The organism is Aeromicrobium sp. CFBP 8757 (assembly GCF_014841755.1).
Lineage (GTDB): Bacteria > Actinomycetota > Actinomycetes > Propionibacteriales > Nocardioidaceae > Aeromicrobium.
The window spans coordinates 958,108-985,044 of sequence record NZ_JACYUM010000001.1; the positions used below are offsets into that span (position 1 = coordinate 958,108).

25 protein-coding genes are annotated in these 26,937 nt (G+C 71.1%); 23 read left to right on the forward strand and 2 right to left on the reverse strand.

Features of this window, described 5'->3' with window-relative positions; all coding sequences use genetic code 11:
- Positions 1–21: 21 nt before the first annotated feature.
- The 15 genes from pgsA to IFT73_RS04755 all read left to right on the forward strand — a co-directional run bounded on the left by pgsA (position 22) and on the right by IFT73_RS04755 (position 15,386).
- Positions 22–654 (forward strand): phosphatidylinositol phosphate synthase, encoded by a 633-nt coding sequence (gene pgsA, locus IFT73_RS04685; protein ID WP_192166591.1) that lies wholly within the window; start codon positions 22–24, stop codon positions 652–654.
- A 108-nt stretch (positions 655–762) separates the two neighbouring features.
- Positions 763–1,803 (forward strand): diiron oxygenase, encoded by a 1,041-nt coding sequence (locus IFT73_RS04690; protein ID WP_192166592.1) that lies wholly within the window; start codon positions 763–765, stop codon positions 1,801–1,803.
- A 1-nt stretch (position 1,804) separates the two neighbouring features.
- Complete coding sequence (locus IFT73_RS04695; protein ID WP_192166593.1) at positions 1,805–3,481, forward strand: FAD-dependent oxidoreductase; 1,677 nt, start codon at positions 1,805–1,807, stop codon at positions 3,479–3,481.
- Between the two features lie 58 nt (positions 3,482–3,539).
- The gene (gene pdxS / locus IFT73_RS04700) at positions 3,540–4,475 is read left to right on the forward strand and encodes a pyridoxal 5'-phosphate synthase lyase subunit PdxS (RefSeq protein WP_192166594.1); all 936 of its coding nucleotides are present in this window, start codon (positions 3,540–3,542) and stop codon (positions 4,473–4,475) included.
- A gap of 354 nt (positions 4,476–4,829) precedes the next feature.
- Positions 4,830–5,441 carry a pyridoxal 5'-phosphate synthase glutaminase subunit PdxT gene (gene pdxT / locus IFT73_RS04705; RefSeq protein ID WP_371811153.1) on the forward strand — a complete coding sequence of 204 codons (612 nt, stop codon included), beginning with the start codon at positions 4,830–4,832 and terminating at the stop codon, positions 5,439–5,441.
- A gap of 67 nt (positions 5,442–5,508) precedes the next feature.
- Positions 5,509–6,270 (forward strand): YebC/PmpR family DNA-binding transcriptional regulator, encoded by a 762-nt coding sequence (locus IFT73_RS04710; protein WP_056608108.1) that lies wholly within the window; start codon positions 5,509–5,511, stop codon positions 6,268–6,270.
- A gap of 163 nt (positions 6,271–6,433) precedes the next feature.
- Positions 6,434–6,973: a crossover junction endodeoxyribonuclease RuvC gene (gene ruvC / locus IFT73_RS04715; protein WP_192166595.1), complete on the forward strand. Its 540-nt coding sequence runs from the start codon at positions 6,434–6,436 to the stop codon at positions 6,971–6,973.
- On the forward strand, positions 6,970–7,560 hold the full coding sequence (gene ruvA, locus IFT73_RS04720; protein ID WP_192166596.1) for a Holliday junction branch migration protein RuvA: 591 nt from the start codon (positions 6,970–6,972) through the stop codon (positions 7,558–7,560). The genes ruvC and ruvA overlap by 4 nt, the downstream gene beginning before the upstream one ends.
- Positions 7,561–7,577: 17 nt before the next feature.
- A complete protein-coding gene (ruvB, locus tag IFT73_RS04725; RefSeq protein WP_371811186.1) occupies positions 7,578–8,618 on the forward strand; it encodes a Holliday junction branch migration DNA helicase RuvB in 1,041 nt (346 codons plus the stop codon).
- A 116-nt stretch (positions 8,619–8,734) separates the two neighbouring features.
- A complete protein-coding gene (gene yajC, locus IFT73_RS04730; protein WP_056608118.1) occupies positions 8,735–9,025 on the forward strand; it encodes a preprotein translocase subunit YajC in 291 nt (96 codons plus the stop codon).
- A complete protein-coding gene (secD, locus tag IFT73_RS04735; RefSeq protein ID WP_192166598.1) occupies positions 9,025–10,662 on the forward strand; it encodes a protein translocase subunit SecD in 1,638 nt (545 codons plus the stop codon). The genes yajC and secD overlap by 1 nt, the downstream gene beginning before the upstream one ends.
- Entirely contained in the window at positions 10,662–11,765 is a 1,104-nt protein-coding gene (gene secF / locus IFT73_RS04740; protein WP_192166599.1) for a protein translocase subunit SecF, read from the forward strand. Before secD ends, secF begins: the two co-directional genes overlap by 1 nt.
- Positions 11,766–11,854: 89 nt before the next feature.
- Positions 11,855–12,325, forward strand: a complete 471-nt coding sequence (locus IFT73_RS04745; protein ID WP_192166600.1) for a hypothetical protein — start codon at positions 11,855–11,857, stop codon at positions 12,323–12,325.
- Between the two features lie 47 nt (positions 12,326–12,372).
- The gene (locus IFT73_RS04750; RefSeq protein ID WP_192166601.1) at positions 12,373–12,903 is read left to right on the forward strand and encodes an adenine phosphoribosyltransferase; all 531 of its coding nucleotides are present in this window, start codon (positions 12,373–12,375) and stop codon (positions 12,901–12,903) included.
- A gap of 173 nt (positions 12,904–13,076) precedes the next feature.
- Entirely contained in the window at positions 13,077–15,386 is a 2,310-nt protein-coding gene (locus IFT73_RS04755; RefSeq protein WP_082556148.1) for a bifunctional (p)ppGpp synthetase/guanosine-3',5'-bis(diphosphate) 3'-pyrophosphohydrolase, read from the forward strand.
- Here IFT73_RS04755 and IFT73_RS04760 read toward each other — a convergent pair.
- Positions 15,376–16,362 (reverse strand): hypothetical protein, encoded by a 987-nt coding sequence (locus IFT73_RS04760; RefSeq protein WP_192166602.1) that lies wholly within the window; start codon positions 16,360–16,362, stop codon positions 15,376–15,378. The two genes, IFT73_RS04755 and IFT73_RS04760, sit on opposite strands and share 11 nt — an antisense overlap.
- 110 nt (positions 16,363–16,472) lie before the next feature.
- Positions 16,473–17,708 (reverse strand): DUF349 domain-containing protein, encoded by a 1,236-nt coding sequence (locus IFT73_RS04765; RefSeq protein WP_192166603.1) that lies wholly within the window; start codon positions 17,706–17,708, stop codon positions 16,473–16,475.
- 64 nt (positions 17,709–17,772) lie between these two features.
- Here IFT73_RS04765 and IFT73_RS04770 point away from each other — a divergent pair, with 64 nt between their 5' ends.
- From IFT73_RS04770 to ruvX, 8 genes are read left to right on the forward strand one after another with little or no spacing between them, the layout of a single operon-like run.
- Positions 17,773–18,468 (forward strand): MBL fold metallo-hydrolase, encoded by a 696-nt coding sequence (locus tag IFT73_RS04770; protein WP_192166604.1) that lies wholly within the window; start codon positions 17,773–17,775, stop codon positions 18,466–18,468.
- Positions 18,465–19,766, forward strand: coding sequence for a histidine--tRNA ligase (gene hisS, locus IFT73_RS04775; RefSeq protein ID WP_192166605.1), 1,302 nt, complete (start codon positions 18,465–18,467; stop codon positions 19,764–19,766). Before IFT73_RS04770 ends, hisS begins: the two co-directional genes overlap by 4 nt.
- Positions 19,763–21,580 carry an aspartate--tRNA ligase gene (aspS, locus tag IFT73_RS04780; RefSeq protein ID WP_192166606.1) on the forward strand — a complete coding sequence of 606 codons (1,818 nt, stop codon included), beginning with the start codon at positions 19,763–19,765 and terminating at the stop codon, positions 21,578–21,580. The genes hisS and aspS overlap by 4 nt, the downstream gene beginning before the upstream one ends.
- Before the next feature lie 35 nt (positions 21,581–21,615).
- A complete protein-coding gene (locus tag IFT73_RS04785) occupies positions 21,616–22,980 on the forward strand; it encodes a replication-associated recombination protein A (RefSeq protein WP_192166607.1) in 1,365 nt (454 codons plus the stop codon).
- Positions 22,981–23,031: 51 nt separating this feature from the next.
- Positions 23,032–23,517 (forward strand): hypothetical protein, encoded by a 486-nt coding sequence (locus tag IFT73_RS04790; protein ID WP_192166608.1) that lies wholly within the window; start codon positions 23,032–23,034, stop codon positions 23,515–23,517.
- A complete protein-coding gene (locus IFT73_RS04795; protein ID WP_192166609.1) occupies positions 23,514–23,795 on the forward strand; it encodes a DUF6167 family protein in 282 nt (93 codons plus the stop codon). The genes IFT73_RS04790 and IFT73_RS04795 overlap by 4 nt, the downstream gene beginning before the upstream one ends.
- Before the next feature lie 35 nt (positions 23,796–23,830).
- Positions 23,831–26,488, forward strand: coding sequence for an alanine--tRNA ligase (alaS, locus tag IFT73_RS04800; RefSeq protein WP_192166610.1), 2,658 nt, complete (start codon positions 23,831–23,833; stop codon positions 26,486–26,488).
- The gene (gene ruvX, locus IFT73_RS04805; protein WP_192166611.1) at positions 26,485–26,937 is read left to right on the forward strand and encodes a Holliday junction resolvase RuvX; all 453 of its coding nucleotides are present in this window, start codon (positions 26,485–26,487) and stop codon (positions 26,935–26,937) included. The genes alaS and ruvX overlap by 4 nt, the downstream gene beginning before the upstream one ends.

The following is a 26,937-nucleotide window of genomic DNA, read 5'->3' on the forward strand; positions in this document are numbered from 1 at the left end:
CTCGACAGTAAAGGGACCACCGTGCTCGAACGCTTCCGCCAGTTCTGGACGAACATCTGGGCGCCGCTCGGCGACCTGTTCCTCCGGCTCGGCATCACGCCCAACCAGGTCACGGTCGTCGGCACGCTGGGGGTCAGCGGCGGGGCCCTGTTCTTCTTCCCGCGCGGTCAGTTCTTCGTCGGCGTCATGGTCGTGACGGCGTTCGTCTTCAGCGACCTGATCGACGGCTACATGGCCCGCAAGCTCGGCAAGGCGTCCAAGTGGGGGGCGTTCCTCGACTCGACCCTCGACCGGGTCGGCGACGCCGCGGTGTTCGGCGGCATCATGCTGTACTACACGACGTCCGACGCCGAGGCCGACCTCGGCGACCCGCGGATGTACCTCTACCTGAGCCTCGCGTGCCTGGTGCTCGGCAACCTGACGTCGTACGCGCGCGCACGGGCCGAGAGCCTGGGCATGACGGCCAAGGGCGGCATCGCCGAGCGGTCCGACCGGTTGGTCGCGATCCTGGTCATGACGGGCTTCGCGGGCCTGCTCGACCTGCCGTTCCTGCGCGAGATCACGCTGTGGGCGCTCGCGATCGCATCGCTGATCACGGTGTTCCAGCGCATGCGCATCGTCTACAACCAGACGGTCGACGACCCCGCGCTGTGACGCGTCGGTGGTGACAGTCGCGATGTGACAGATCGTATGTGACATCGGCATTGACACATACCCTCGGTATCCCACATGCTGTGAGGACCGCCACACCGAGGAGTGCCCATGTCGCAGACCCTGGACCACCGCAGTGCCCAGCACGACGCCGAGCTGCCCGACATCCCGGTCGACGTCAGCCCCGAGCAGTACGCCGACATCCTGCGCTCGCTGTCGCAGGCGTCCGTCGACCGTCACTTCGACGCCTTCGTGGACGTCCCGTGGGACCACCCCGACTTCCAGGTGCGTCCCGACGACCCGCGCTGGGTCCTGCCGTCGGACGTCGACCCCCTCGGTGCCCACCCGTGGTACCAGGCGCAGTCGCTCGAGCGTCAGATCGCGATCGGGCAGTGGCGCCAGGCCAACATCCTGAAGGTGGGCCTGCAGTTCGAGAACATCCTGATCCGCGGCATCATGCAGTACGTCTTCACCCTGCCCAACGGCTCGCCCGAGTACCGCTACCTGACGCACGAGGCGACCGAGGAGTGCCACCACACCCAGATGTTCCAGGAGACCGTCAACCGCATCGGTGCGCCGGTCGAGGGCATGCCGTGGCTCATGCGCCGCGTCGCCGGCCTGCTGCCGTGGGCCGGGTCGGCGGCGCCCTACGCCTTCTTCATCGGCGTGCTGGCGGGGGAGGAGCCGATCGACCACACCCAGAAGGGCGTCCTGCGCAGCGGCAAGGAGCTGCCGCCCGTGCTGTCGCGCATCATGGAGATCCACGTCGCCGAGGAGGCCCGCCACATCTCGTTCGCGCACCACTACATCCGGCGCAACGCGCCGCGGCTCGGGCCCGTCGAGAAGGTCGTCATCTCGCTGCTGTTCCCGCTCATCATGCGGGTGCTGTGCGACGTCATCATGGTGCCGTCGAAATCGTTCCGGCGGGAGTTCGGCATCCCGCGCTCGGTCATGAAGGACCTCTACTGGCGTGCCCCCGAGTCGCGCGAGCGTCTGCAGGAGCTGTTCGGCGACGTGCGGATGCTCGCCGACCAGGCGGGCCTGCGTCGCAGCCGGGCGTCACGACTGATGTGGCGCCTGTGCCGCATCGACGGACGCGTGTCGCGCTACCGCAGCGAGCCCCCCGTCGTCTTCGCGGCGTCCCGGGACTGACGTGCCCCACGTCGTCACCCAGGCGTGCTGCGGCGACGCCTCGTGCGTGTTCGCGTGCCCCGTCAACGCGATCCACCCGACGCCCGACGAGCCCGACTTCGGGCTCGCCGAGATGCTCTACATCGACCCGGTGTCGTGCGTCGACTGCGGCGCCTGCGTCACGGCGTGCCCCGTCGGCGCGATCAGCGCCCACGACAGGCTGACCGCCGAGCAGCTGCCGTTCGTCGACATCAACGCCCTGTTCCACGAGAGTTCGCGCTCGTACCCGGCGCAGGCTCCCGTCACGCCGCTCGTCCCGCGGACGTCGACCGATCGGCTGCGGGTCGCGATCGTCGGCTCGGGCCCGGCAGCACTGTTCGCGGCCGACGAGCTGCTGAAGCGGCCGGGCGTCAGGGTCACCGTCATCGACCGCCTGCCGACGCCGCACGGCCTGGTGCGGGCCGGGGTCGCGCCCGACCACCCGTCGACCAAGACCGTCGAGGGTCTGTTCCGGCACATCGAGGAGCAGCCGGGCTTCCGGTACCTGCTCGGCGTCGACGTCGGTGTCGACGTGACGCACAACGAGCTGGCCACGCACCACCACGCGGTCGTCTACGCGACCGGTGCCTCGCACGACCGCCGGCTCGGGATCGCCGGCGAGGACCTGCCGGGCAGCACGACGGCGACCGACTTCGTGGCCTGGTACAACGGCCACCCCGACCACGCCGACCGGACGTTCGACCTCGCGGGGCATCGCGCTGTCGTCATCGGCAACGGCAACGTGGCCCTCGACGTCGCGCGGGTCCTCGCAACCGATCCCGAGCGACTCGCGGGCACCGACATCGCCGATCACGCCCTGACGGCCCTGAGGGCGTCCGCCGTGCGCGAGATCGTGCTGGTCGGTCGTCGCGGCGCCGAGCACGCGGCGTTCACGTTGCCCGAGCTCGTCGGGCTGGTCGAGCGGGACGACATCGACGTCGAGGTGCACGGCGACACCCTCGTCGTGCCGGCCGGCACCGACGTCATGACGGCACGCAAGCTCGACCTGCTGCGCGGGGCCGCGGCCCGGCCGCGACGCCCCGGCGCGCGCACCATCGTGTTCCGCTTCGCGAGCTCACCCCAGGCCATCGACGCGGACGGCGACGGTCGCGTCGCCGGCGTCGTGCTCGTCCGCAACGACCTCGTGCCGGACGACGGGGGAGTCGTGCGCGCCGTCCCGACCCGAGACGTCGAGACCGTGCCGGTCGGTCTGGTGCTGCGGTCGATCGGCTACCGCGGGGTGGCCCTGCCCGGGTTGCCCTTCGACACCGCGTCCGCCACGGTGCCGCACGCGTCCGGCCGGGTCGACGGCATGCCCGGCACCTACGTCGCGGGCTGGATCAAGCGCGGACCGAGCGGCTTCATCGGCACCAACCGGTCGTGCGCCCAGGAGACCGTCGACGCCCTCGTGGCCGACGCCAACGCGGGGCTGCTGGCCGAGCCGGCCGGTTCGGCCAGCGACTTCCGACGCCTGGCAGAGGACCGCGTGGCGGCCGCGATCGACCTGCGGGGCTGGCGTGCGATCGACGCCGCCGAGCGCGCGGCGGGTCGCCGCGAGGGTCGTCCGCGCCGCAAGATCGTCCGGCTCGACGCGATGCTCGAGGCCGCCTCGACGTCCGCTGCGTCCCGCCGTCGTCGGCCCCGGCTCGTCCGCCGCTGAGCCGGTCGTCCGGCATGTGTCCGGCAGGCCGCCGCCGACGTCTCGGGAGTAGACTGAAATGACGACCTCCAGCAGAACGAAGGACACCGCAGTGAGCAACGAAGCAACGTCAGTCGGCACCGGCACGTCACGCGTCAAGCGCGGCATGGCAGAGATGCTCAAGGGCGGTGTGATCATGGACGTGGTCAACGCCGAGCAGGCCCGGATCGCCGAGGACGCGGGCGCCGTGGCGGTCATGGCGCTCGAGCGGGTCCCGGCCGACATCCGGTCGCAGGGCGGTGTCGCACGCATGTCCGATCCCGACCTGATCGACGGCATCGTCGCCGAGGTCTCGATCCCCGTCATGGCCAAGGCGCGCATCGGCCACTTCGTCGAGGCGCAGGTGCTGCAGAGCCTCGGCGTCGACTACATCGACGAGTCCGAGGTGCTGACGCCCGCCGACTACGTCAACCACATCGACAAGTGGAACTTCACGGTCCCGTTCGTGTGCGGCGCGACGCACCTGGGCGAGGCGCTGCGTCGCATCACCGAGGGCGCGGCGATGATCCGCTCGAAGGGCGAGGCCGGCACCGGCGACGTCTCGAACGCGACGGGTCACATGCGCAAGATCGGTGGCGAGATCCGCCGCCTGCAGTCGCTGAGCGAGGACGAGCTGTACGTCGCGGCCAAGGAGCTGCAGGCACCGTACGAGCTCGTCAAGGAGGTCGCCGAGGCCGGCAAGCTCCCGGTGGTGCTGTTCACCGCCGGCGGCATCGCGACGCCCGCGGACGCGGCGATGATGATGCAGCTGGGCGCCGAGGGCGTGTTCGTCGGCTCGGGCATCTTCAAGTCCGGCAACCCCGCCGAGCGCGCTGCCGCGGTCGTCAAGGCCACGACGTTCTACGACGACCCCGACGTCATCGCGAAGGTCTCGCGCGGCCTCGGCGAGGCCATGGTCGGCATCAACGTCGACGACATCCCCGAGCCCCACCGCCTGGCCGAGCGCGGCTGGTAGGTCTGGACCGGCTCCGCCGGTCCCCGCGACTCCGTCGCGGCCTGCGCTCCGCGCAGGACGACCTGGCCGTCGCTCGCTGCGCTCGCTCGGCCTCGGGCTGACGACGCGTGGTGACGGGGTCACAGCGCAGGAGAGTAGGATGTCGGTGCCGGTCTGTGAGAGGTATGGGAGTGCCTCGCACCGCGGACCGGTGAGAGGGAGTTCAGACCCGTCCGACGTTCGCGCCGGACGACGAGACCGACCTCGTGCGGCGGCGGTGGCGTATCCCCTGGGGGACCTCGGTCCTCTCACGCCATCGCCGTCGTCACACCGGGCCTGAGTCGTCGCGCCGCACCCCTTCAGTAGGGTGGGCCGGTGCCCGTCCCCGCCTCCACGCCCGCCATCGGCGTGCTCGCCGTCCAGGGCGACGTGCGCGAGCACGTGAAGGTCCTGACCCGGCTGGGGGTCGACGCGTTCACGGTGAGGCGCCCCGCAGAGCTCGACCGCTGCGACGGGCTCGTGCTGCCGGGCGGCGAGTCGACCACGATGGCCAAGCTCGCCCGCACGTTCGAGCTGTTCGACCCGCTCGTCGAGCGCATCCGCGGCGGCCTGCCGACGTTCGGCACGTGCGCCGGCATGATCATGCTGGCCGACCGCATCGAGGACGGCATCGCAGGTCAGGAGACCCTCGGCGGGCTCGACATCACGGTGCGGCGCAACGCGTTCGGACGCCAGGTCGACTCGTTCGAGGGCGACATCGACGTCGCCGGTCTCGACGACCCGGTGCACGCCGTCTTCATCCGCGCGCCGTGGGTCGAGGAGGTCGGACCCGCCGTGGACGTGCTCGCCACGGTCCCGGAGGGCCCGGCAGCCGGTAGAATCGTGGCGGTCCGGCAGGGCAGCGTCATGGCGACCTCGTTCCACCCCGAAGTGGGCGACGACGATCGCGTTCATCGCTACTTCGTCGACCTCGTCCAGCAGTCGTAGACCGTCGAGCACTCGGGGCTCGCTGAACCGCCGAGCACTCGTTTCACAGCCGAAGAGAGGGTCCCTCATGTCAGGGCATTCCAAGTGGGCGACCACGAAGCACAAGAAGGCCATCGTCGACGCCAAGCGCGGCAAGATGTTCGCCAAGATGGTCAAGAACATCGAGGTCGCCGCCCGCATCGGCGGTCCCGACCCCGACGGCAACCCCACGCTGTACGACGCGATCCAGAAGGCCCGCAAGTCGTCGGTGCCCAAGGACCACATCGATCGGGCCGTCAAGCGCGGCGGTGGTGTCGGCGCCGACGCCGTCGACTACACCACGATCATGTACGAGGGCTACGCCCCCGGCGGCGTCGCGCTGCTGGTCGAGTGCCTGACCGACAACAAGAACCGTGCCGCGATGGAGGTCCGCACCGCGATGACCCGCAACGGCGGCACGATGGCCGATCCGGGCTCGGTGTCCTACATGTTCCACCGCAAGGGCGTCATCATCGTCCCGCAGGAGCAGGAGGGCGGCCCGACCAACGAGGACGACGTCCTGGTGGCCGTCCTCGACGCCGGCGCCGAGGAGGTCAACGACCTGGACGGCTCGTTCGAGGTCATCAGCGAGGCGACCGACCTCGTGGCCGTCCGCACGGCGCTGCAGGAGGCCGGCCTCGACTACGACTCGGCCGACGCGTTGTTCGTCCCGACCATGACGGTCGACGTCGACGTCGACGCGGCCACCAAGATCATGCGACTCATCGACGCCCTCGAGGACAGCGACGACGTCCAGAACGTCTTCGCCAACTTCGACGCCTCCGACGAGGTCATGGCCCAGGTGCAGTAGTCCCAGCCCAGATGTGCGGAGAAGCGAACCGAATCCGTGCCTTCCGAGGGTCCGCTCGTCCGCACATCTGGGTTGGCGACCGGGTGGGACGGCGCGTCGGACCGGGGGTGACGGTTTCGACGTCTAGGCTGTCGAACATGCGTTCTATCTGCGTGGCGCCCGCATGAGGGTGCTCGGCATCGACCCCGGACTCACGCGCTGCGGAGTCGGCGTCGTCGACGGCAGCGTCGGCCGGACGCTGTCGATGGTGCACGTCGGCGTGTTCCGCACCCCGGCCGAGCTCGACACCGCCCGCCGCCTGCACCAGCTCGAGCAGCTCATCGACGCCAGCGTGGTCGCCCACCGGCCCGACGTCGTCGCGGTCGAGCGGGTCTTCAGCCAGCACAACGTCAGCACCGTGATGGGCACCGCCCAGGCCAGTGGCATCGCGATGCTGGTCGCCGCGCGCCACGGCATCCCGGTGCACCTCCACACGCCCAGCGAGGTCAAGGCCGCCGTCACCGGCAGCGGCCGGGCCGACAAGGCTCAGGTCACCGGCATGGTCACGCGGCTCCTGCGGCTGACCGAGGCTCCGAAGCCCGCCGACGCCGCCGACGCGCTGGCCCTCGCGATCTGCCACATCTGGCGCGGCGGGGCCCAGAACCGCCTGCAGGAGGCCATCGCCAAGGCCGAGCAGGCATCCCGCACGGCGGCGGTCCGATGATCGCCCACGTCCGGGGCCCTGTCGCGGCCGTCACCCTGACGTCGGCGGTGCTCGACGTCGGCGGCGTCGGCCTGCAGGTCATGTGCACGCCCGGCACGATCGCGTCCCTGCGCATCGGGCGCGAGGTGCAGCTGTCGACGTCGATGGTCGTGCGCGAGGACTCCCTGACGATCTTCGGCTTCGCGACGCCCGACGAGCGCGACATGTTCGAGCTCGTGCAGACCGCGAGCGGCGTCGGCCCCAAGGTCGCCCAGGCGATGCTGGCGGTCCTCGACCCCGACCGGCTGCGCCAGGCCATCGGCCAGGGCGACCTCGCGACCCTGACGACCGTCCCCGGCATCGGACGCAAGGGCGCCGAGCGCATCGTCGTCGAGCTCAAGGACCGCGTGGGCGTGACGACCACGGTCGCCGCCGGCGCGGCGTCGTGGCGCGGGCAGGTGCACGAGGCGCTGCTCGGCCTGGGCTGGTCGACCCGAGACGCCGAGGCCGCGCTCGACACCGTCGCGGGTGACCTGCCGCCCGGCGAGGTGCCGGACGTCTCGACGATCCTGCGCGACGCGCTCCGTTCTCTGGCGAAGACCCGCTGATGCACGACGACGGACTCATGGACGACGGCTTCGAGGCGATCGTGGCCGAGGCCAACCCCGAGGACCGGGCGTTCGAGGCCGCCCTGCGACCCCGCACGCTCGACGAGCTCGTCGGACAGGAGCGCGTGCGCGAGCAGCTCTCGCTGATGCTCGAGGCGGCCGTCGCCCGTGGCCGCACCCCCGACCACGTCCTGCTGTCCGGACCGCCCGGCCTCGGCAAGACGACGCTGGCCATGATCATCGCGAACCAGCTGGGCGCCCCGTTGCGCATCACGAGCGGTCCGGCGATCCAGCACGCCGGCGACCTCGCGGCGATCCTGTCGGGGATCAACGAGGGCGACGTCCTGTTCATCGACGAGATCCACCGCATGTCGAGACCGGCCGAGGAGCTGCTCTACATGGCGATGGAGGACTTCCGGGTCGACGTGATCGTCGGCAAGGGGCCCGGCGCCACGGCCATCCCGCTCGAGATCCCGCCGTTCACCGTCGCCGGCGCGACGACCCGGGCGGGTCTGCTGCCCAGCCCCCTGCGCGACCGGTTCGGGTTCACGGCCCAGCTCGACTACTACGACACCGACGAGCTGCACCGCATCGTCGACCGGTCGGCCGGGCTGCTCGACCTGCGGGTCACCGACGACGGCGGGCGCGAGATCGCGTCGCGGTCACGGGGCACGCCGCGCATCGCCAACCGGCTGCTGCGCCGGGTGCGCGACTACGCCGAGGTGCGAGCCGGGGGAGTCGTCGACCACGACGTCGCGCGCAATGCGCTGGCGCTCTACGAGGTCGACGAGCTGGGGCTCGACCGGCTCGACCGGGCCGTGCTGACCGCCCTGTGCCGCAGCTTCGGCGGCGGACCGGTCGGCATCTCGACGTTGGCCGTCGCGGTCGCCGAGGAGCGCGAGACCGTCGAGGAGCTCGCCGAGCCGTTCCTGGTCCGGCTCGGGTTCCTGGCCCGGACGCCACGGGGACGCATCGCGACACCGGCCGCCTGGCGCCACCTGGGGCTCGCGGTGCCGGCGGGCACCGACCAGCTCGCGCTGCCCGACGACCCTGGGTGATCACGCCGTGGCGTGGGGGAGCACCATGAGACGGTTGCCGGGCTAAACTATCCGGCGGCCCACCGGCCATGGCCCGCTCCTGCGGGTCTCCTCACACGCACAACGGAGCATCCATCGTGAACGACTGGGCGTCCATCCTCCCCCTCGTCATCCTGGTCGTCGCCTTCCTGGTGCTGGTCATCCGACCGGCCCGCGCGAACCGCCGCCAGTTCCAGCAGCTGCAGAGCACGCTCACCCCCGGCCAGCACGTCATGCTCGCCAGCGGCATCTTCGGCGAGATCGTGACGATCGGCGACGAGACGATCGAGCTGCGCATCGCGCCCGAGGTGGTCGTGACGGTCAACCGGCACGCCGTGTCCCGCGTCATCGGGTCCGAGCCCACCTCCGAGCCGGGCACCGACGTCTGATGGCCGCCAAGACCACGCGCAGCGCCAACCGCGCGCGCCCCCGGCGCACCCTCGTCCTGTTCCTCGCCGTGATCATCGCGCTCTACGGCCTGGTCGCGCTGATCGGCGCCACGGACGACTCGAAGGACAACCCGTGGCACCCCAAGCTGGGCCTCGACCTCGAGGGCGGCACCCGCATCACGCTCGAGGCCAAGGCCGAGTCCGGCGGCGTCACCGCCGCGAAGCTCGAGCAGGCCAAGAACATCATCGACCAGCGCGTCAACGCCACCGGCGTCGCCGAGGCCGAGGTCACGACGCAGGGCAGCAACCAGATCATCATCGAGATCCCCGGTGAGCGCCGCGCGAACATCGTCGACCAGGTCGGCAAGACGGCCCAGCTGCGCTTCCGCCTGGTCTGGGCCGGCAACCTGCCGAGCGCGACGACCCCCGCCGACGTCACGGCCCAGCAGGCCGAGATCGACAAGGTCGACTGGTCCAAGCTGACGCTCGACCAGATGATCGCCGCCGAGACGCAGGGCGTCGCGTCGCTGCCGGCCGAGTACCAGCCCGCCATCACGGCGCTCCAGCAGGAGGCCGCCGGCTTCGTCTGCGACCCCAACGGCGTCGACGTCGACGACACCGCCGGCAAGCCGCTCGTGACGTGCGACGCGTCGACCGGGCAGGTCATGATCCTCAGCCCGACCGTCATCCCCGGCTCCGACATCTCCGGGGCCGACCCGATGTACGACTCGCAGCGCGCCGAGTGGAGCGTCCAGCTCAAGCTCAAGGGTGACGGCAAGCAGGCGTTCAAGGACGTCACGACGGCCCTGACCCCGGCTCAGAGCCCGTTCGCCGTCGTGCTCGACGGCGAGGTCATCACCGCGCCCGCCTCGCAGGCCGCGATCACCAACGGCGTCTCGTCGATCACCGGCGGCTTCACCGCCACCACGGCCAAGGAGCTGTCGAACCAGCTCAAGTTCGGTGCCCTGCCGCTGACGTTCGGCGTCAACGGCAGCGAGGAGATCGGGCCGTCGCTGGCCGGCACCCAGCTGCAGGCCGGCCTCGTGGCCGGCGCGATCGGCCTGCTGCTGGTCGTCGTCTACTGCCTGCTCTACTACCGCGGCCTGGGCCTCGTGATCATCGGCTCGCTGCTCGTCGCGTCCGCCCTGACCTACGTCATGGTGCTGCTGCTCGGCAAGGGCGTCGGGTTCACCCTGACCCTGCCCGGCATCGCCGGACTCATCGTCGCGATCGGCATCACGGCCGACTCGTTCATCGTGTTCTTCGAGCGCATCCGCGACGAGGTGCGCGAGGGCAAGTCGCTGCGCCTGGCGGTCGAGGCCGGCTGGGCCCGCGCCCGTGGCACGATCCTGGCGGCTGACGCCGTCTCGATCATCGCCGCGCTGACGCTGTTCATCTTCGCGATCGGCGTCGTCCGCGGGTTCGCGTTCGCCCTCGGCCTGACGACGCTGATCGACGTCTTCGTGGTGTTCTTCTTCACCAAGCCGCTCGTCTCGATCCTCGCCCGCACGAAGTTCTTCGGCCAGGGGCACAAGCTCTCGGGCCTCGACGCCGGGCACCTGGGCATCTCCGGCCGCAAGGTCAGCGAGATCGCCCGGACGTCCCGCTCCGCCGGCACCGCTGGAAAGGTCTCCTGATGGGTCGCATCAGCACATTCGGTCAGCACCTGTACGAGGGGCGCGTCGCGTTCGACTTCGTCGGACGTCGCAAGCTCTGGTACTCCATCTCGGCGGCGATCGTCGTGCTCGCGGCGCTGGCCTTCGTGGTGCGCGGGTTCAACTACGGCGTCGAGTTCAAGGGGGGCGTCGAGTTCACCGCGACGGTCCAGGTCGCCAACTCCGACTCCGCCGACGACATGGTCACGGCGGTCGAGGACTCCGGCGTCGCCGAGGCCGGTGACCCGACCGTCCAGACGTCGGGCGCCGACACGATCCGGGTGCAGACGCGGGCCCTGACGCAGGACCAGGCCACGCAGGTCGCGCAGTCGCTCGAGAAGGCCGGCGCGTCCGAGGTCAGCCAGAACCTGATCGGCCCGACCTACGGCAAGCAGGTCGCCACCAAGGCGCTGACCGGGCTGATCGTCTTCCTGGTCATCATCGTGATCTTCATCTGGGCCTACTTCCGCGAGTGGCGGATGTCGGTCGCGGCCATCGTGGCGCTGGCGCACGACCTGGTCATCACGGCGGGCGTGTACGCGCTGTCGGGCTTCGAGGTGACACCCGCGACCGTCACGGGCCTGCTGACGATCCTCGGCTACTCGCTGTACGACACCGTGGTGGTGTTCGACAAGGTGCGCGAGAACACGAAGGGCGTGCTGTCGTCGACGACCCGCACGTACGCCGAGCAGGCCAACCTCGCCGTGAACCAGACGCTCGTCCGCTCGATCAACACCTCGATCACGGCCCTGCTGCCCGTCGGCGCGCTGCTGCTCGTCGGCGCCGGCGTGCTCGGCACCGGACCGCTGAAGGACCTCGCGCTGGCCCTGTTCGTCGGCATGGCGGCCGGTACGTACTCGTCGATCTTCATCGCGACACCGCTGGCCTCGCAGCTCAAGGAGCACGAGCCGGCGATCAGGGCCCAGGCCGCCCGCGTCATGGCCCGCCGCGCGAAGGAGGCCGCCGCGGAGCCGGTGGCCGTCGCATCGGCCGCCCCGGCGCGTCCCGTGCAGACGACCGGCTCGGCCAAGCGCGCCCAGCCCTCCCGCAAGCCGCGCTCCCAGCGCGGCAAGGGGGGTTCCTGACCCGACCCGTCACCCGTGCGTGACATCATGCTGACGACACCCAGTCAGCGGTGCGGGACGCCTCCGCACCCGTCGCACGAGGAGCACGCGTGAAGATCTCCCTGGCTCTGGCCGGCATCGTCCTGATCGGCACCTCGGTCGCCGCGTGCACCGGCGGCGACGGGACGGACGGCGGCGCGGAGAGCACGTACTGCCAGGACATCGCCGCCGCGAGGCCGACGTTCGAGTCGCTGTCGTCGGGCGACCTGACGAAGCTCGAGGAGGGCTTCGCGACGTTCCACCGCCTCGCCGACGAGGCGCCCGACGGGCTCGAGGACCAGTGGAAGACGCTCGACGACGCCGCGACGTCCGTCGAGGAGAAGATCAAGGAGGCCGGGCTGACGTTCGACGACCTCCCCGACATCCAGTCCGGCAAGATCCCCGAGGGCGTCAGCGTCGACCAGCTGACGGCCTTCGCCGCCGACCTGCAGAAGCTCAACAACTCGGCCTTCGCCGACGCCCGCGCCGACATCTCGAAGCAGGCCAAGGACGTCTGCGACGTGAACCTCGGCGCCAGCTGACCCGACCACCGCTCACCCCTGACACCCCGACGAACGGAAGGACCCTCGTGAGCGAGCTCGACGCCGTGATCGACCGCCTCGTACGACCCATCGCCGACTGGCCCGAGCCGGGGGTGACGTTCCGCGACATCACCCCGCTGCTGGCCGACCCCGTGGCGTTCGGCGCCGTCATCGACGGGCTCGTGCGCCTGGCCGAGGAGACAGGTCCGGTCGACGCGGTGCTCGGCATGGAGGCCCGCGGCTTCCTGTTCGGTCCGTCGATCGCCCTGCGCCTCGGCGTCGGCTTCGTCCCCGTCCGCAAGGCCGGCAAGCTGCCCTCCACGTCCCTGTCGACGTCGTACGACCTCGAGTACGGCTCGGCGACGATGGAGATGCACGTCGACGCGATCCCCCCGGGCGCGCGGGTCCTGGTCGTCGACGACGTGCTCGCGACCGGCGGTACCCTGCTGGCGGCCGACGACCTCGTGCGCCAGGCCGGCGCGACGGTCGCCGGCAACCTCGTCCTCATCGAGCTCGCGGCCCTCGGCGGCCGTGAGCGCCTGGGCGCGACGGGCTGCGGCACGTTGCGCACGTACTGACCTCATCCCTACCGAAACGAGACCGCATGAACCCCCACCAGGTGCGCATCGTCGCCCTCGTCCTCGTCGCGATCCTCGTGCTCGGCGCGGCCGCGACCCTCATCGGCGAGCTGGTCTGACGCGCGCCGCGTGCACACCGTCCGACTAGACTGACAAGACAGTGAGGAGAGCGCGTGGCTGATCGCATCGAGACCCCGTCGGTCGAGTCGAAGAACACCGACTCGGTGCCCACGTCCGCGCGCGTCCGCAACCGCCTCGCCCGCATCGGCGGCAGCAAGGCCGGATCGGTCGACGTCCTCGACCCGCTGTTCAAGGTCTACCGCGCGACCCACCCCAAGGGTGAGATCACCGCGATCCAGAAGGCGTACGAGATCGCCGAGCGGATGCACGACGGCCAGAAGCGCAAGAGCGGCGATCCCTACATCACCCACCCGCTCGCGGTCGCGACGATCCTCGCCGAGCTCGGCATGACGTCGCCGACGTTGTGCGCGGCGCTGCTGCACGACACCGTCGAGGACACGCCCTACACGCTCGATCAGCTGACCGCCGACTTCGGCGACGAGGTGCGGCACCTGGTCGACGGCGTCACCAAGCTCGACAAGGTCAAGTACGGCGACTCCGCGCAGTCCGAGACGATCCGCAAGATGGTCGTCGCGATGAGTCGCGACATCCGCGTGCTGGTCATCAAGCTCGCCGACCGCCTGCACAACATGCGCACGCTGCGCTACCTGCGCCAGGACAAGCAGGAGCGCATCGCCCGCGAGACGATCGAGATCTTCGCGCCGCTGGCCCACCGCCTCGGCATGAACACGATCAAGTGGGAGCTCGAGGACCTCGCGTTCGCGACCCTGCACCCGAAGGTCTACGACGAGATCGTGCGGCTCGTGGCCGACCGGGCGCCGTCACGTGGCCAGTTCCTCGAGCGGGTCACGGGCGAGGTCGAGTCCGACCTGCGCCACGTCAAGCTCAAGGCGACGGTCTCGAGCCGTCCCAAGCACTACTACTCGATCTACCAGAAGATGCTCGTCGGCGGCCGGGAGTTCTCCGAGATCTTCGACCTGGTCGGCGTGCGCATCCTGGTCGACTCGGTGGCCGACTGCTACGGCGTCCTCGGCGTGCTGCACGCCCGCTGGAACCCGATCCCGGGTCGGTTCAAGGACTACATCTCGGTGCCGAAGTTCAACATGTACCAGTCGCTGCACACGACCGTGATCGGTCCGCAGGGCAAGGCCGTCGAGCTGCAGATCCGCACGTACGCGATGCACCGGCGCGCCGAGTACGGTGTCGCGGCGCACTGGAAGTACAAGGAGGACGCCGGCGCCAAGGGTGCCAAGGGTGGCGGTGGGGGAGCCGACGCCAACGACATGCTGTGGCTGCGCGAGGTGCTCGACTGGCAGTCCGAGACCGAGGACTCCGTCGACTTCCTCGACTCGCTGCGCTTCGAGATCAACAACGCGGGCGTCTACGCCTACACGCCTCGCGGCGACCTGATCCAGCTGCCCGCCAACGCGACGCCCGTCGACTTCGCGTACGCCGTGCACACCGAGGTGGGGCACGCCTGCATCGGCGCCCGTGTCAACGGACGGCTCGTGTCGCTGGAGTCGACGCTCGAGAGCGGCGACGTCGTCGAGGTGTTCACGTCCAAGTCGGTCGACGCCGGGCCGAGCCGCGACTGGCTCGACTTCGTGGCGAGCCCCCGCGCACGCAACAAGATCCGCCAGTGGTTCACCAAGGAGCGGCGCGAGGAGGCGATCGAGCGGGGCAAGGACCTCATCGCCAAGCAGATGCGCAAGGAGGGGCTGCCGCTGCACCGCCTCTTCAAGCACGAGACCCTGTCGACCGTCGCCCAGGAGCTGCACCTGGCGGACGTCTCGATGCTGTACGCCGCGGTCGGCGAGGGCAACGTCGGCCCGCAGAGCGTCGTCGAGCGGGTCATCGACCTGGCCGGCGGTCGCGAGGGCGCGCAGGAGGACCTCGCGGAGGCGACGACCCTGCCGGGCATCGGTGCCCGTCGCCCGCGGGCCGAGAACCGCGATGCGGGCGTCATCGTGGCCGGCCTCGAGGGCGACGTGCTGATCAAGCTCGCGCGCTGCTGCACCCCCGTGCCGGGCGACGACATCCAGGGCTTCGTGACCCGCAGCGAGGGCGTCTCGGTGCACCGCACCGACTGCGTCAACCTGCTGTCGCTGCGCAGCCAGCCCGAGCGGCTCGTCGACGTCCGCTGGGCGCCGACGGGCAAGAGCACGTTCCTGGTCGCGGTGCAGGTCGAGGGCCTCGACCGTCCGCGCCTGCTGAGCGACATCACGCGGGTCATCTCCGACCAGCACGTCAACATCCTGTCGGCGTCGTTGTCGACCGGTCGTGACCGCGTCGCGAAGTCGAAGTTCACCTTCGAGATGGCCGATCCCAAGCACCTGGGCCACGTCCTGAGCGCCGTCCGCACCGTCGAGGGCGTCTTCGACGTCTACCGCCTCACCCAGTGACGCCGAGGAGGGGGTTGTCGCCCCTCGGCGAGGGGGTTGCCGCCCCGGGCAGGCGGCGTGTGCCCCACCGGCGTGCCGACGGCGTGATGCCCAGCAGCGTCCCCAGCTCGTGCTCGAACGACACGTCGTCGCCGAAGATGCGCTCGCGGGTGCCGATGACCCACCGCCACCCGTAGAGGTCCGAGAGGTACGTGCGCCGCTCGCGGTCATGCTGCCGATGCCCGTGGTCGGTGTGGAACTCGCGCCCGTCGTACTCGGTGCCCACGAGGACGTCCGGGTAGGGCAGGTCGATGAAGTACGAGCGGCCGAAGTCGTCGACCACCTCGAACTGCGGTGTCGGGGGAGGGAGCCCGGCGTCGAGGATGCGAAGACGCTGCCACGACTCGCCGGGTGACTGCGTCCTGGCGTCGACGACGGCGGCCAGGCTCCGTGCCTGCACGATGCCCCGGTATCCCTTCAGCCGGGCGACGTAGTCGATCATCTCGTCGACCTCGATCAGGCCGGCGTGGGCGAACGCGTCGGCCGCCGCCAAGGCGTAGGGACGGTACATGCGGCGCAGCAGGTCGGACGCCGTGCGGAGCGGGGTCGTGACGAACAGGCCGTCGACGTACTCGACGTCGTCGGGGTCGATGATCGCCTGCCGACCCGAGCTCCCCGGACGCTCGACCCGGGCGGTGCCGTGCCGCACGAGCATGGACGGAGCGAGATCTCGGCGACGTCCGGGCGCGAAGACGTCGAGTCCGCGGACCCACGCGGCCGTCTCGTCGCAGACGATCGCGTTGTCGGGCGTGACCAGTGCCAGCGCGCGCAGACGGGTGCGGCGCGAGTCGGGCACCGCGGCATCGACGTAGACGTTCCTGAACTCACGCCGGAGCAGGCCCTGGTCGAGGCGCAGCCTCAGCATCTTCGGGGTGAGCCCGATGGAGGGTGCGTGCTCGGTGGTGAACGGCGATCCGTCGTTGATCAGCTCCGGCATGCCGGCATGCAAGCGCATGCTCGACGTCCGGGTCCACGCCGCCGTCCACAGGCGGCCCGCGACGGGGCGGCAACCCCCTCGTCAGGGGGCGGCAACCCCCTCGTCAGGGGTCAGGAGAAGTCGGCCTGGGCCTTCTGGGCCATCTCGAGGAAGGCCTTCTTCGAGTCGAGGTCCTGCTGCAGGTCCTTGACCTTCCTGGCGTCGCCCTTGGCATCGGCGGCCGTGAGCTTGTCCTGCACCTCGTCGATCGCGCGCTGGAGCTTGCCGATCATGTCGTCGGCACGGGCCGACTTCTCGGGATCGGTCTTCTTCCAGGCGCTGTCGGTGGCGTCCTTGACGGCCTGCTCGACGGCGCGGATGCGTCCCTCGAACTCGCCGATGCGCGCCCGTGGCACCTTGCCGGCGGCCTCCCACCGGTCGGCGATGTCGAGCCACGCCTTGCGGGCGGCGTCGACGTTCGTGATCGGCAGCAGCTTCTCGGCGTCGGCCAGGATCTCGAGCTTCTTCTCGGCGTTGACCTCGTACTCGGCGTCGAGCAGGCTGTTGGCCGCGTCGCGCGCCTCGAAGAAGGCGTCCTGGGCCGCCCGGAACTTCTTCCAGAGCTTGTCCTCGACGTTGCGGGGGGCCGAGCCGGCCTTCTTCCACTCCGTCATCAGGTCGCGGTACCTGCCGGCCGTCGGGCCCCACTCGGTGGACGACGAGAGCGCCTCGGCCTCGACGATGAGTCGCTCCTTGACGACCTTCGCGGCGTCGCGCTGCGTCGACTGCTCGCCGAAGTGGGTCTTGCGGCGTCGCGTGTAGGTCGTGCGGGCCGAGCTGAAGCGGTGCCACAGCTCGTCGTCGGCCGACTTGCTGAGCCGCGGCAGTGCCTTCCACTCCTCGAGCAGGGCGCGCAGCTTGTCGGCGCCGTTCTTCCAGTCGCTGCCCGCCGCGATCCTCTCGGCGTCGTCGGCGATGCGCGACTTCTCGGTCTGCGCCTCGGCGACCTTCGCGGCGCGCTCGGCCTTGCGCTGCTCGCGCTGCGCGTCGATCGCGGGCTGGAGGGCGTCGAGCCGCGTGACCAGCGAGTCGAGATCGCCCATCGCCTGGGCGTCGACGAGCTGGCCGCGCACCTTGGTGACGGCCTTGGCGGCGTCGTCGGGCGAGACCGTTCCGCCCTTGAGGCGCGCCTCGAGCAGACCCACCTCGGTCTCGAGACCCTCGAAGCGTCGGACGTACAACGACATCGCCTCGGCGGGGTCGCCCCCGGGCCACTGGCCGATCAGTCGTTCGCCGTCGGTGGTCTTGACGTAGACGTTGCCGTCGTCGTCGACACGACCCCAGGGGTTCGTGGGCGCAGAACTCATGGGGCACAGTCTAGGGCGACGACTGCGTGGAGCGCGCCCGCCCGTCTCGCGTACCCTGTCGCACGTGCTTCTCACGTCTTTCCCGGCCGGTCCGCTGCAGGCGAACTGCTACTTCGTGTCGCGCGGACCGGGTGCCGGCTGCGCGATCGTCGACCCCGGGATGGACGCGATCGAGGGCGTCCGACAGGTCGTCGCCGAGCACAACCTGCGGCCCGTCGCGGTGCTCGTGACGCACGGTCACTTCGACCACATGTGGCACGCTCAGGACGTCGCGGCCGAGTACGACTGCCCCGTCTGGATCCACCCCGCCGACCGCCACCTGCTGAGCGATCCGATGGCCGCGATCTCGGGCCAGTCGGCGGCGATGCTGCGCTCACAGCTGGGCATGCACGACCTGCCCGACTTCACCGAGCCCGCCGACGTCCGCGACGCCGTCGACGGCGCCGAGATCGAGGTGGACGGGCTGACGTTCACGGTCGACCACGTGCCGGGCCACACACCCGGCACGGTGTTCTACCGCGTCGACTACGACGGCCCCGAGGACGTCTCGCAGGTCATGTTCTCGGGCGACTTCCTGTTCGCCGGATCGATCGGCCGCACCGACCTGACCGGTGGCTCGCACGACCAGATGCAGGCGAGCCTGCGCGACCGCGTCCTGCCGCTCTCCGACGACGTCGTCGTGCTGCCGGGCCACGGCGGGCAGACGTCGATCGGCCGCGAGCGCGCCACCAACCCCTTCCTCGCCGAGGCCGGCGCATGAGCAAGAAGCTGTCGGGCTTCCCCGAGTTCCTGCCGCGCGAGCGGATCGTCGAGCAGCAGGTGCTCGACCACCTGCGTCGCACGTTCGAGCTGCACGGATTCGCCAACATCGAGACGCGCGCCGTCGAGCCGATGGACGTCCTGCTGCGCAAGGGCGAGATCGACAAGGAGGTCTACGCCGTCAAGCGGCTGGCCGCCGCCGAGGGCGAGCCCGCCGAGCTGGCGCTGCACTACGACCTGACGGTGCCGTTCGCGCGCTACGTGCTCGAGAACGCGGGCCGGCTCGAGTTCCCGTTCCGTCGCTGGCAGATCCAGAAGGTGTGGCGGGGCGAGCGGCCCCAGCAGGGGCGCTTCCGCGAGTTCACGCAAGCCGACATCGACATCGTCGGCCGCGACGTCCTGCCGTTCCACTTCGACGTCGAGGTCGCGCGCGTCATGGCCGAGGCGCTGGCAGGCCTGCCGATCCCCACCGCGACGCTGCAGATCAGCAACCGCAAGATCCTCGAGGGCTTCTACCTCGGCCTCGGCGTCGACGACCCGACCGCGGTCATGCAGGTCGTCGACAAGCTCGACAAGGTGCCGGCCGATCGCATCCGCGAGCTGCTCGTCGAGCAGGGTCTCGACGGCTCCCAGGCCGACCGCGTGCTCGCCCTGGCCGAGATCGTCACGACCGACACGTCGTTCGTGCAGCGCGTCGAGGCGCTCGGCGTCGAGCACGAGATGCTCGCCGAGGGGCTGTCGGAGCTGGCCCAGGTCGTCGAGGGTGCCTCCGGCGTCGAGGGCGTCGTCGTGACGGCCGACCTGCGCATCGCCCGCGGTCTCGACTACTACACGGGCACGGTCTTCGAGACGCGCCTGCAGGGGTGGGAGCACCTCGGCTCGATCTGCTCGGGCGGACGCTACGACCGTCTGGCGCAGGACCGCCGCACGACCTACCCGGGCGTCGGCATCTCGCTGGGCGTCTCGCGCCTGCTCGTGCCGCTGGCCCTGTCGGCGTCGCGGTCGGTCCCGTCGGCCGTGCTGGTCGCGGTCGACGACGAGGACACGCGGGCCGACAGCACCGCGATCGCCCAGCAGCTGCGCGCCCGCGGCATCCCGACCGAGGTCGCCGCCAAGGCCGATCGCTTCGGCAAGCAGATCCAGTACGCCGAGAAGCGTGGCATACCGTACGTCTGGTTCCCGCCCACCTCGGTCAAGGACATCCGCTCCGGCGACCAGGTCGAGGCCAGCCCCGACACGTGGACGCCTCCCACCACCGACCTCACCCCGACGATCCTCTCCAAGGAGCAACTCTCGTGATCCGCACCCATGACGCCGGAAGCCTGCGCACCGAACACATCGGCCAGCAGGTGACGCTCGCCGGATGGGTCGCCCGTCGGCGCGATCACGGCGGTGTCGCGTTCATCGACGTCCGCGAGGCGTCGGGCGTCGTGCAGGTCGTCGTCCGCGAGGAGGTCGCGCACCAGCTGCGGGCCGAGTACTGCCTCAAGATCGTCGGCACGGTGCAGCAGCGTCCGGCCGGCAACGAGAACGCCGGCATCCCCACCGGCGACATCGAGGTCATCGCCGAGGACGTCGAGATCCTCAGCGCGTCGGCGCCGCTGCCGTTCCCGATCGACGACACCGCGTCGTCGGGCGCCGGCTCGGTCGGCGAGGAGGCGCGCCTCAAGTACCGCTACCTCGACCTGCGCCGCTCGGGCCCTGCCGCGGCGATCCGTCTGCGCAGCAAGGTCAACGCCGCCGCCCGCTCGGTGCTCGAGGACCGCGACTTCGTCGAGATCGAGACCCCCACGCTGACCCGCTCGACGCCCGAGGGCGCGCGCGACTTCCTGGTGCCGGCGCGTCTGCGTCCCGGCAGCTGGTACGCGCTGCCGCAGAGCCCCCAGCTGTTCAAGCAGCTGCTGATGGTCGGCGGCATGGAGCGGTACTACCAGATCGCGCGCTGCTACCGCGACGAGGACTTCCGCGCCGACCGCCAGCCCGAGTTCACGCAGCTCGACATCGAGATGAGCTTCGTCGAGCAGGCCGACGTCCTCGCGCTGATGGAAGACATCCTGAAGCGGATGTGGGCCCTGATCGGCTACGACATCCCGACGCCGATCCCGCACATGACGTACGCCGAGGCCATGCGGCGCTTCGGCTCCGACAAGCCCGACCTGCGCATGGGCCAGGAGCTCGTCGAGTGCACCGACTACTTCAAGGACACGGCGTTCCGCGTGTTCCAGGCCGAGTACGTCGGTGCGGTCGTGATGCCCGGTGGCGCGTCGCAGCCCCGTCGTCAGTTCGACGCGTGGCAGGAGTGGGCCAAGCAGCGCGGTGCCCGCGGCCTGGCGTACGTGACGATCGGCGAGGACGGCGAGCTCGGGGGACCGGTCGCCAAGAACCTCACCGACGCCGAGCGCGACGGTCTCGCGGCCCACGTCGGCGCGAAGCCGGGCGACTGCATCTTCTTCGGTGCCGGCGCGACCAAGTCGACGCGCGGCCTGCTGGGTGCGGCGCGCCTCGAGATCGGCGAGCGCTGCGACCTGATCGACCGCGACGCGTGGGAGTTCGTGTGGGTCGTCGACGCGCCGCTGCTCGAGCCGTCCGGCGACGCGGTCGCGTCCGGTGACGTCGCGGTCGGCGCGGGTGCCTGGACCGCGGTGCACCACGCCTTCACGTCCCCGCAGGACGTCGAGGGCTTCGACGCCGATCCCGGCAACGCGCTGGCGTGGGCGTACGACATCGTCTGCAACGGCAGCGAGCTCGGCGGCGGGTCGATCCGTATCCACCGCGAGGACGTCCAGAAGCGCGTGTTCGCCCTCATGGGCATCGGCGAGGAGGAGGCGCAGGAGAAGTTCGGCTTCCTGCTCGACGCCTTCACGTTCGGCGCGCCCCCGCATGGCGGCATCGCGGTCGGCATGGACCGCATCTGCGCGATGCTGGCCGGTGCCGACTCGATCCGCGAGGTCATCGCGTTCCCGAAGTCCGGCGGCGGCTACGACCCGCTGACGGCCGCCCCGGCGCCGATCACTCCCGAGCAGCGTCGGGACGCGGGCGTCGACGCCAAGCCGAAGGCCGAGAAGGCCGCGGAGGGCGAGTCGCCCGACGGGGGAGTCAGCCAGGCCGGCTGAGCATCGTCCGCCGGGGCGACCGATAGGGTCGTGACATGAGCTCTGACGGGTTGTTCGACATCCCGGAGACGCCTGTCGCGATGGGGTCGGGCTCAGGAACGCTGAGCGGCAACACGCACTCGTCGGCGCCGCTCGCCGTGCGCATGCGGCCGCGCACGCTCGACGAGCTCGTGGGCCAGCAGCACCTGCTCGCGCCCGGCTCGCCCCTGCGACAGATGATCGACGGCAACCAGCCGCTGACCATCCTGCTGTGGGGCCCGCCCGGCACCGGCAAGACGACGATCGCGAGCCTGCTGAGCGCGCACACCGACCGCCGCTTCGTCGAGGTCTCGGCGGTCTCGGCCGGCGTCAAGGAGGTCCGCGAGACGATCGCCGGCGCCCGCCGGGCCCTGGCGCAGAGCGGCACCGAGACGGTCCTGTTCGTCGACGAGGTGCACCGCTTCAGCAAGTCGCAGCAGGACGCCCTGCTGCCGGGCGTCGAGAACCGCTGGGTCTCGCTCGTGGCCGCCACCACCGAGAACCCGCACTTCAGCGTCATCTCCCCGCTGCTGAGCCGCAGCCTCCTGCTGACCCTCGAGAGCCTGACCGACGACGACATCGGCGTCCTGGTCGACCGCGCCCTCACCGACGAGCGGGGCCTCGCGGGCGCCGTGACGCTGACCGACGAGGCGCGCTCGCACCTCGTCCGCCTCGCCGGGGGCGACGGCCGCCGCGTCCTGACGTACCTCGAGGCCGCGGCCGGGGCCGCGACGAGCCAGGGCAAGGCCGAGATCGACGTCGAGGACGCGGCGCTCGCGGTCGACAAGGCGGCCGTCCGGTACGACCGCCAGGGCGACCAGCACTACGACGTCATCAGCGCGTTCATCAAGTCGATCCGTGGCTCGGACGTCGACGCCGCCCTGCACTACCTGGCGCGGATGATCGAGGCGGGGGAGGACCCGCGCTTCATCGCCCGCCGCCTCATGATCCACGCCAGCGAGGACATCGGCATGGCCGATCCGACCGCCCTGCCGCTGGCGACCGCGACGGCCCAGGCCGTCGCGATGATCGGCTTCCCCGAGGCGCGCATCCCGCTGGCGCAGGCCGTCATCCACCTCGCCGCGGCGCCCAAGTCCAATGCCGTCATCACCGCGATCGACGCGGCGCTCGCCGACGTCCGCGCCGGCAAGGTCGGGGCCGTGCCGCCTGCCCTGCGCGACGCGCACTACGCGGGCGCCAAGAAGCTCGGTCACGGTCACGACTACCGCTACCCGCACCACGACCCGCGAGGCGTCGTCGAGCAGCAGTACGCACCCGACGACGTCGACGGCGCGACGTACTACGAGCCCACGGACCACGGCTTCGAGGCCCGCCTGGGCGAGCGCCTCGCGATGATCCGCTCGATCCTGCGCGACCGCTGACGCCCCCGGCCACGCAGGTCCGGCAGCCGTCCCCGCGATAGGGTCGAGGTCATGTCGGCGGAGGTGTGGATCCTCGTGGCGACCGCGGTGCTGGCCGTGGTCGCGATCGGTGCTGCCGTCGTCGCGGTCCGTGCCGTGCGGCAGGTGTCCCGGGCCGCGACCGCCGCCCCCGCCGTGGACGCGACCCCCGCGCCCGCCCAGCAGCCCGACTCGACGCGCCCGCGTGCCGTCGTCGTGCACGAGGACGTCGCGCCGGTCGGTCTCGAGCCACGGATCGTGCAGGGACGTCTCGTCGTCCCCCCGACGCAGCACCAGGTCGTCCAGGCAGCCCTCGGACGCCCCGGCGTGCGCCTGTCGATCGTCGCCCACGGGCTCGCCCACGCCCTGCGCCCCGAGAGCCGCGACCGCATCTCGGCGCTGATGCGCCGCGAGTTCCGCCGCAGGCGCCGCGAGCGCCAGCAGGCCGGACGTCGTGCGGTGCGAGCCGCGCGGCCCGCGCCCCCGGCAGCCCCGTCCGACCCGTGGCTGGGCTCGTGAGCTCGCGTCTCGTCTGGTTCGTGGCCGGCACGGCCGCGGGGGTCTACACCTCGGTCAAGGCCCGCCGCGCCGCCTACCGCCTGTCGGCCCCCGGCGTCGTCGACCAGGCCGCAGCGCTCGGCACCGGTTGGCGCGAGCTCAGCGCCGAGGTGCGCGAGGGCATGCGCGTCCGCGAGCAGCAGATCGCGCACAGCCTCTCCGAGCTGCCGCCGACCGCGGCCGATCCGCCCGTCCTCGACGAGGCACCCCGCGACACCCCACCCAGCACGTCCGCCTGACCCGACTCCACACCACCAGATCTGAGGGCCACCTGATGCACACCGCGGAGATCCGCCGCCGCTTCCTCGAGCACTTCGAAAAGGCAGGACACACCGTCGTGCCCTCGGCGCCGCTGCTGTTCGACGATCCCAACCTGCTGTTCGTCAACGCCGGCATGGTGCCGTTCAAGCCGTACTTCCTCGGCCAGGAGACCCCGCCGTGGCAGACCGCCACGAGCGTGCAGAAGTGCGTCCGCACCCTCGACATCGAGGAGGTCGGCAAGACGACCCGGCACGGCACGTTCTTCCAGATGAACGGCAACTTCTCGTTCGGCGACTACTTCAAGGAGGGCGCCATCACGCACGCGTGGCGCCTCATCACGGGGTCCGTCGACGACGGCGGCCTCGGCATCGACCCCGACACGATCTGGGTCACGGTGCTGCACACCGACCAGGAGTCGCGCGAGATCTGGAAGCGTGTCGCGGGCCTGCCCGACGAGCGCATCCAGGACCGTGGCCTGCTCGACAACTACTGGCACATGGGCGTGCCCGGCCCCGGTGGACCGTGCAGCGAGATCTACGTCGACCGCGGCCCCGAGTTCGGCCCCGACGGCGGGCCGGTCGTCGACGAGGACCGCTTCCTCGAGATCTGGAACCTCGTGTTCATGCAGGAGGAGATCACCGACGTGCGGGCCAAGGACCGGTTCGAGGTCGTCGGCGAGCTGCCCAACAAGAACATCGACACCGGCATGGGCCTCGAGCGCGTCGCCTACCTGCTGCAGGGCAAGGGCAACCTCTACGAGATCGACGAGGTCTTCCCGGTCATCGAGAAGGCCTCGGAGGTCTCGGGACGCGTCTACGGCAAGGACCACGACGACGACGTCCGCTTCCGCGTCGTCGCCGACCACGTCCGCAGCGGCCTGATGCTGATGGGAGACGGCGTCACGCCCGGCAACGAGGCCCGCGGGTACGTCCTGCGCCGCCTGCTGCGCCGCGCGGTCCGCTCGATGCGCCTGCTGGGCTTCGACGACCCCGCCCTGCCGCTGCTGCTGCCCGTCAGCCTCGAGCGCATGAAGACCTCGTACCCCGAGCTCGAGGCCGACTTCCCGCGGATCGAGCAGATCGCCTACGCCGAGGAGGACGCGTTCCGGCAGACGCTCGGCAAGGGCACGCAGATCTTCGAGAGCGCCGCCGTCAAGGTCAAGGACTCCGGTGGCACGTCGCTGTCGGGCCAGCAGGCGTTCACGCTGCACGACACGTACGGCTTCCCGATCGACATCACGCTCGAGATGGCCGCCGAGCAGGGCCTCAGCGTCGACGAGGACGGCTTCCGCTCGCTGATGGCCGAGCAGCGCTCGCGCGCCAAGGCCGATGCGAAGTCCAAGAAGGGCAACCACGCCGACACGACGGTCTACCGCACGACGCTCGACGCCAACGGCCCGACCGACTGGCTGGCGTACTCCACGCTGACGACCGAGTCGCGGGTGCAGGCGCTGATCGCGGGCGGTGCGCCGGTCCCCGCGATCTCGGCCGGCTCGATCGGCGAGGTCGTCCTCGACCGCACGCCGTTCTACGCCGAGTCCGGTGGCCAGAACGCCGACGCCGGTCACCTGCGGTGGGACGGCGGCAGCGCCGAGGTGCTGGACGTCCAGCGGCCCGTGCGCGGGCTCGTGGTGCACCAGGTGCGCGTGCTGGAGGGCGAGCTGACGCTCGACGCGACGCTCGAGGCGGCCGTCGACCCCGAGTGGCGTCTGGGGGCGCGCCAGGCGCACTCGGGCACGCACGTCGTCCACGCCGCGCTGCGCGAGGTGCTCGGACCCACGGCGCTGCAGGCCGGCTCGTACAACCGTCCCGGCTACCTGCGGCTCGACTACGGCTGGAGCGGTGGCCTGTCGCCCGAGCAGCTGCACGGCGTCGAGGAGGTGTCGAACCGCGCCCTGCGCGCCGACCTGCCCGTCACGGCGCAGACGATGTCGCTGCCCGAGGCCCGCGAGTGGGGCGCGCTGGCGCTGTTCGGCGAGACCTACGGCGAGGACGTGCGCGTCGTCGAGATCGGCGGCCCGTGGTCGCGCGAGCTGTGCGGTGGCACGCACGTCGACCGGTCGTCGCAGATCGGCACCGTCGTCATCACGTCGGACGGCTCCGTCGGCGCGGGCAACCGCCGCGTCGAGGCGCTCGTCGGCATCGAGGGCTTCCAGTACCTCGCCAAGGAGCGGGACGTCGTCCGGCAGCTGACCGACCTGCTGAAGACGCAGCCCGAGGACGTCCCGGCCCGCGTCGGCGACCTGATGGAGCGGCTCAAGGCCGCCGAGAAGGCCGCCGAGAAGATCAAGGCCGCCCAGCTGCTGGGCGCGGCCGGCGACGTCGCGAGCAGCGCCAAGGACGTCGGCGGGGTGGCGTACGTCGGCCACCACGCGGCGGGTGCCGGCGGGGGAGACGTCCGCACGATCGCGCTCGACATCCGCAAGCGCCTGGCCGACCGTCCGGCCGTCGTGGTCGTGATCGGCGATGCCGGCGACAAGCCCGCGGCGGTCGTGGCGCTCAACGAGGCCGCGCAGGCCCGCGGGCTGTCGGCCAACGACCTGATCAAGGTCGTGGGCGAGCAGATCGGCGGTCGCGGCGGCGGCAAGGCCGACGTCGCTCAGGGCGGCGGAACCGACGTCGCCGGCATCCCCGCGGCGCTGGCGGCGGTCGAGTCCGCGCTGGACGCGTGAGGCGCGGACGACGGCTCGGCGTCGACGTGGGCGACGCCCGCATCGGCGTCGCCGTGAGCGATCCCGACGGGATCCTCGCGACGCCCGTCGAGACCGTCGCGGCGGGTCCGCGGGCGATCCCGCGGCTCGCCGAGATCGTCCGCGAGCACGACGTGCTCGAGTGCGTCGTCGGCCTGCCGATGGGGCTGTCGGGGCGCGAGGGACCGGCCGCGACCAAGGTGCGGGCGTTCTGCGCCGACCTCGCGACGGCCATCGCCCCGGTGCCGATCCGGCTGTTCGACGAACGGATGTCGACCGTCTCGGCCGACGCCATGCTGCGGCACAGCGGACGCTCCGGGCGGGGCAAGCGCAGCATCATCGACCAGGCAGCCGCTACCGTGATCCTGCAGACGGCACTGGATTCCGAACGAACCCGCGGGTCAGCCCCCGGCGAAGCATTGAGGACTTGA

What these genes read in the sequence shown, in the direction of transcription:
- IFT73_RS04690 (WP_192166592.1), top strand. Translation starts at nt 763, where the DNA reads ATGTCGCAGACCCTGGACCACCGCAGTGCCCAGCACGACGCCGAGCTG.
- pdxS (WP_192166594.1), top strand. Translation starts at nt 3,540, where the DNA reads ATGACGACCTCCAGCAGAACGAAGGACACCGCAGTGAGCAACGAAGCA.
- IFT73_RS04710 (WP_056608108.1), top strand. Translation starts at nt 5,509, where the DNA reads ATGTCAGGGCATTCCAAGTGGGCGACCACGAAGCACAAGAAGGCCATC.
- ruvC (WP_192166595.1), top strand. Translation starts at nt 6,434, where the DNA reads ATGAGGGTGCTCGGCATCGACCCCGGACTCACGCGCTGCGGAGTCGGC.
- ruvA (WP_192166596.1), top strand. Translation starts at nt 6,970, where the DNA reads ATGATCGCCCACGTCCGGGGCCCTGTCGCGGCCGTCACCCTGACGTCG.
- ruvB (WP_371811186.1), top strand. Translation starts at nt 7,578, where the DNA reads ATGGACGACGGCTTCGAGGCGATCGTGGCCGAGGCCAACCCCGAGGAC.
- secD (WP_192166598.1), top strand. Translation starts at nt 9,025, where the DNA reads ATGGCCGCCAAGACCACGCGCAGCGCCAACCGCGCGCGCCCCCGGCGC.
- secF (WP_192166599.1), top strand. Translation starts at nt 10,662, where the DNA reads ATGGGTCGCATCAGCACATTCGGTCAGCACCTGTACGAGGGGCGCGTC.
- IFT73_RS04760 (WP_192166602.1), bottom strand. Translation starts at nt 16,362, where the DNA reads ATGCCGGAGCTGATCAACGACGGATCGCCGTTCACCACCGAGCACGCA.
- IFT73_RS04765 (WP_192166603.1), bottom strand. Translation starts at nt 17,708, where the DNA reads ATGAGTTCTGCGCCCACGAACCCCTGGGGTCGTGTCGACGACGACGGC.
- hisS (WP_192166605.1), top strand. Translation starts at nt 18,465, where the DNA reads ATGAGCAAGAAGCTGTCGGGCTTCCCCGAGTTCCTGCCGCGCGAGCGG.
- IFT73_RS04785 (WP_192166607.1), top strand. Translation starts at nt 21,616, where the DNA reads ATGAGCTCTGACGGGTTGTTCGACATCCCGGAGACGCCTGTCGCGATG.
- IFT73_RS04790 (WP_192166608.1), top strand. Translation starts at nt 23,032, where the DNA reads ATGTCGGCGGAGGTGTGGATCCTCGTGGCGACCGCGGTGCTGGCCGTG.
- alaS (WP_192166610.1), top strand. Translation starts at nt 23,831, where the DNA reads ATGCACACCGCGGAGATCCGCCGCCGCTTCCTCGAGCACTTCGAAAAG.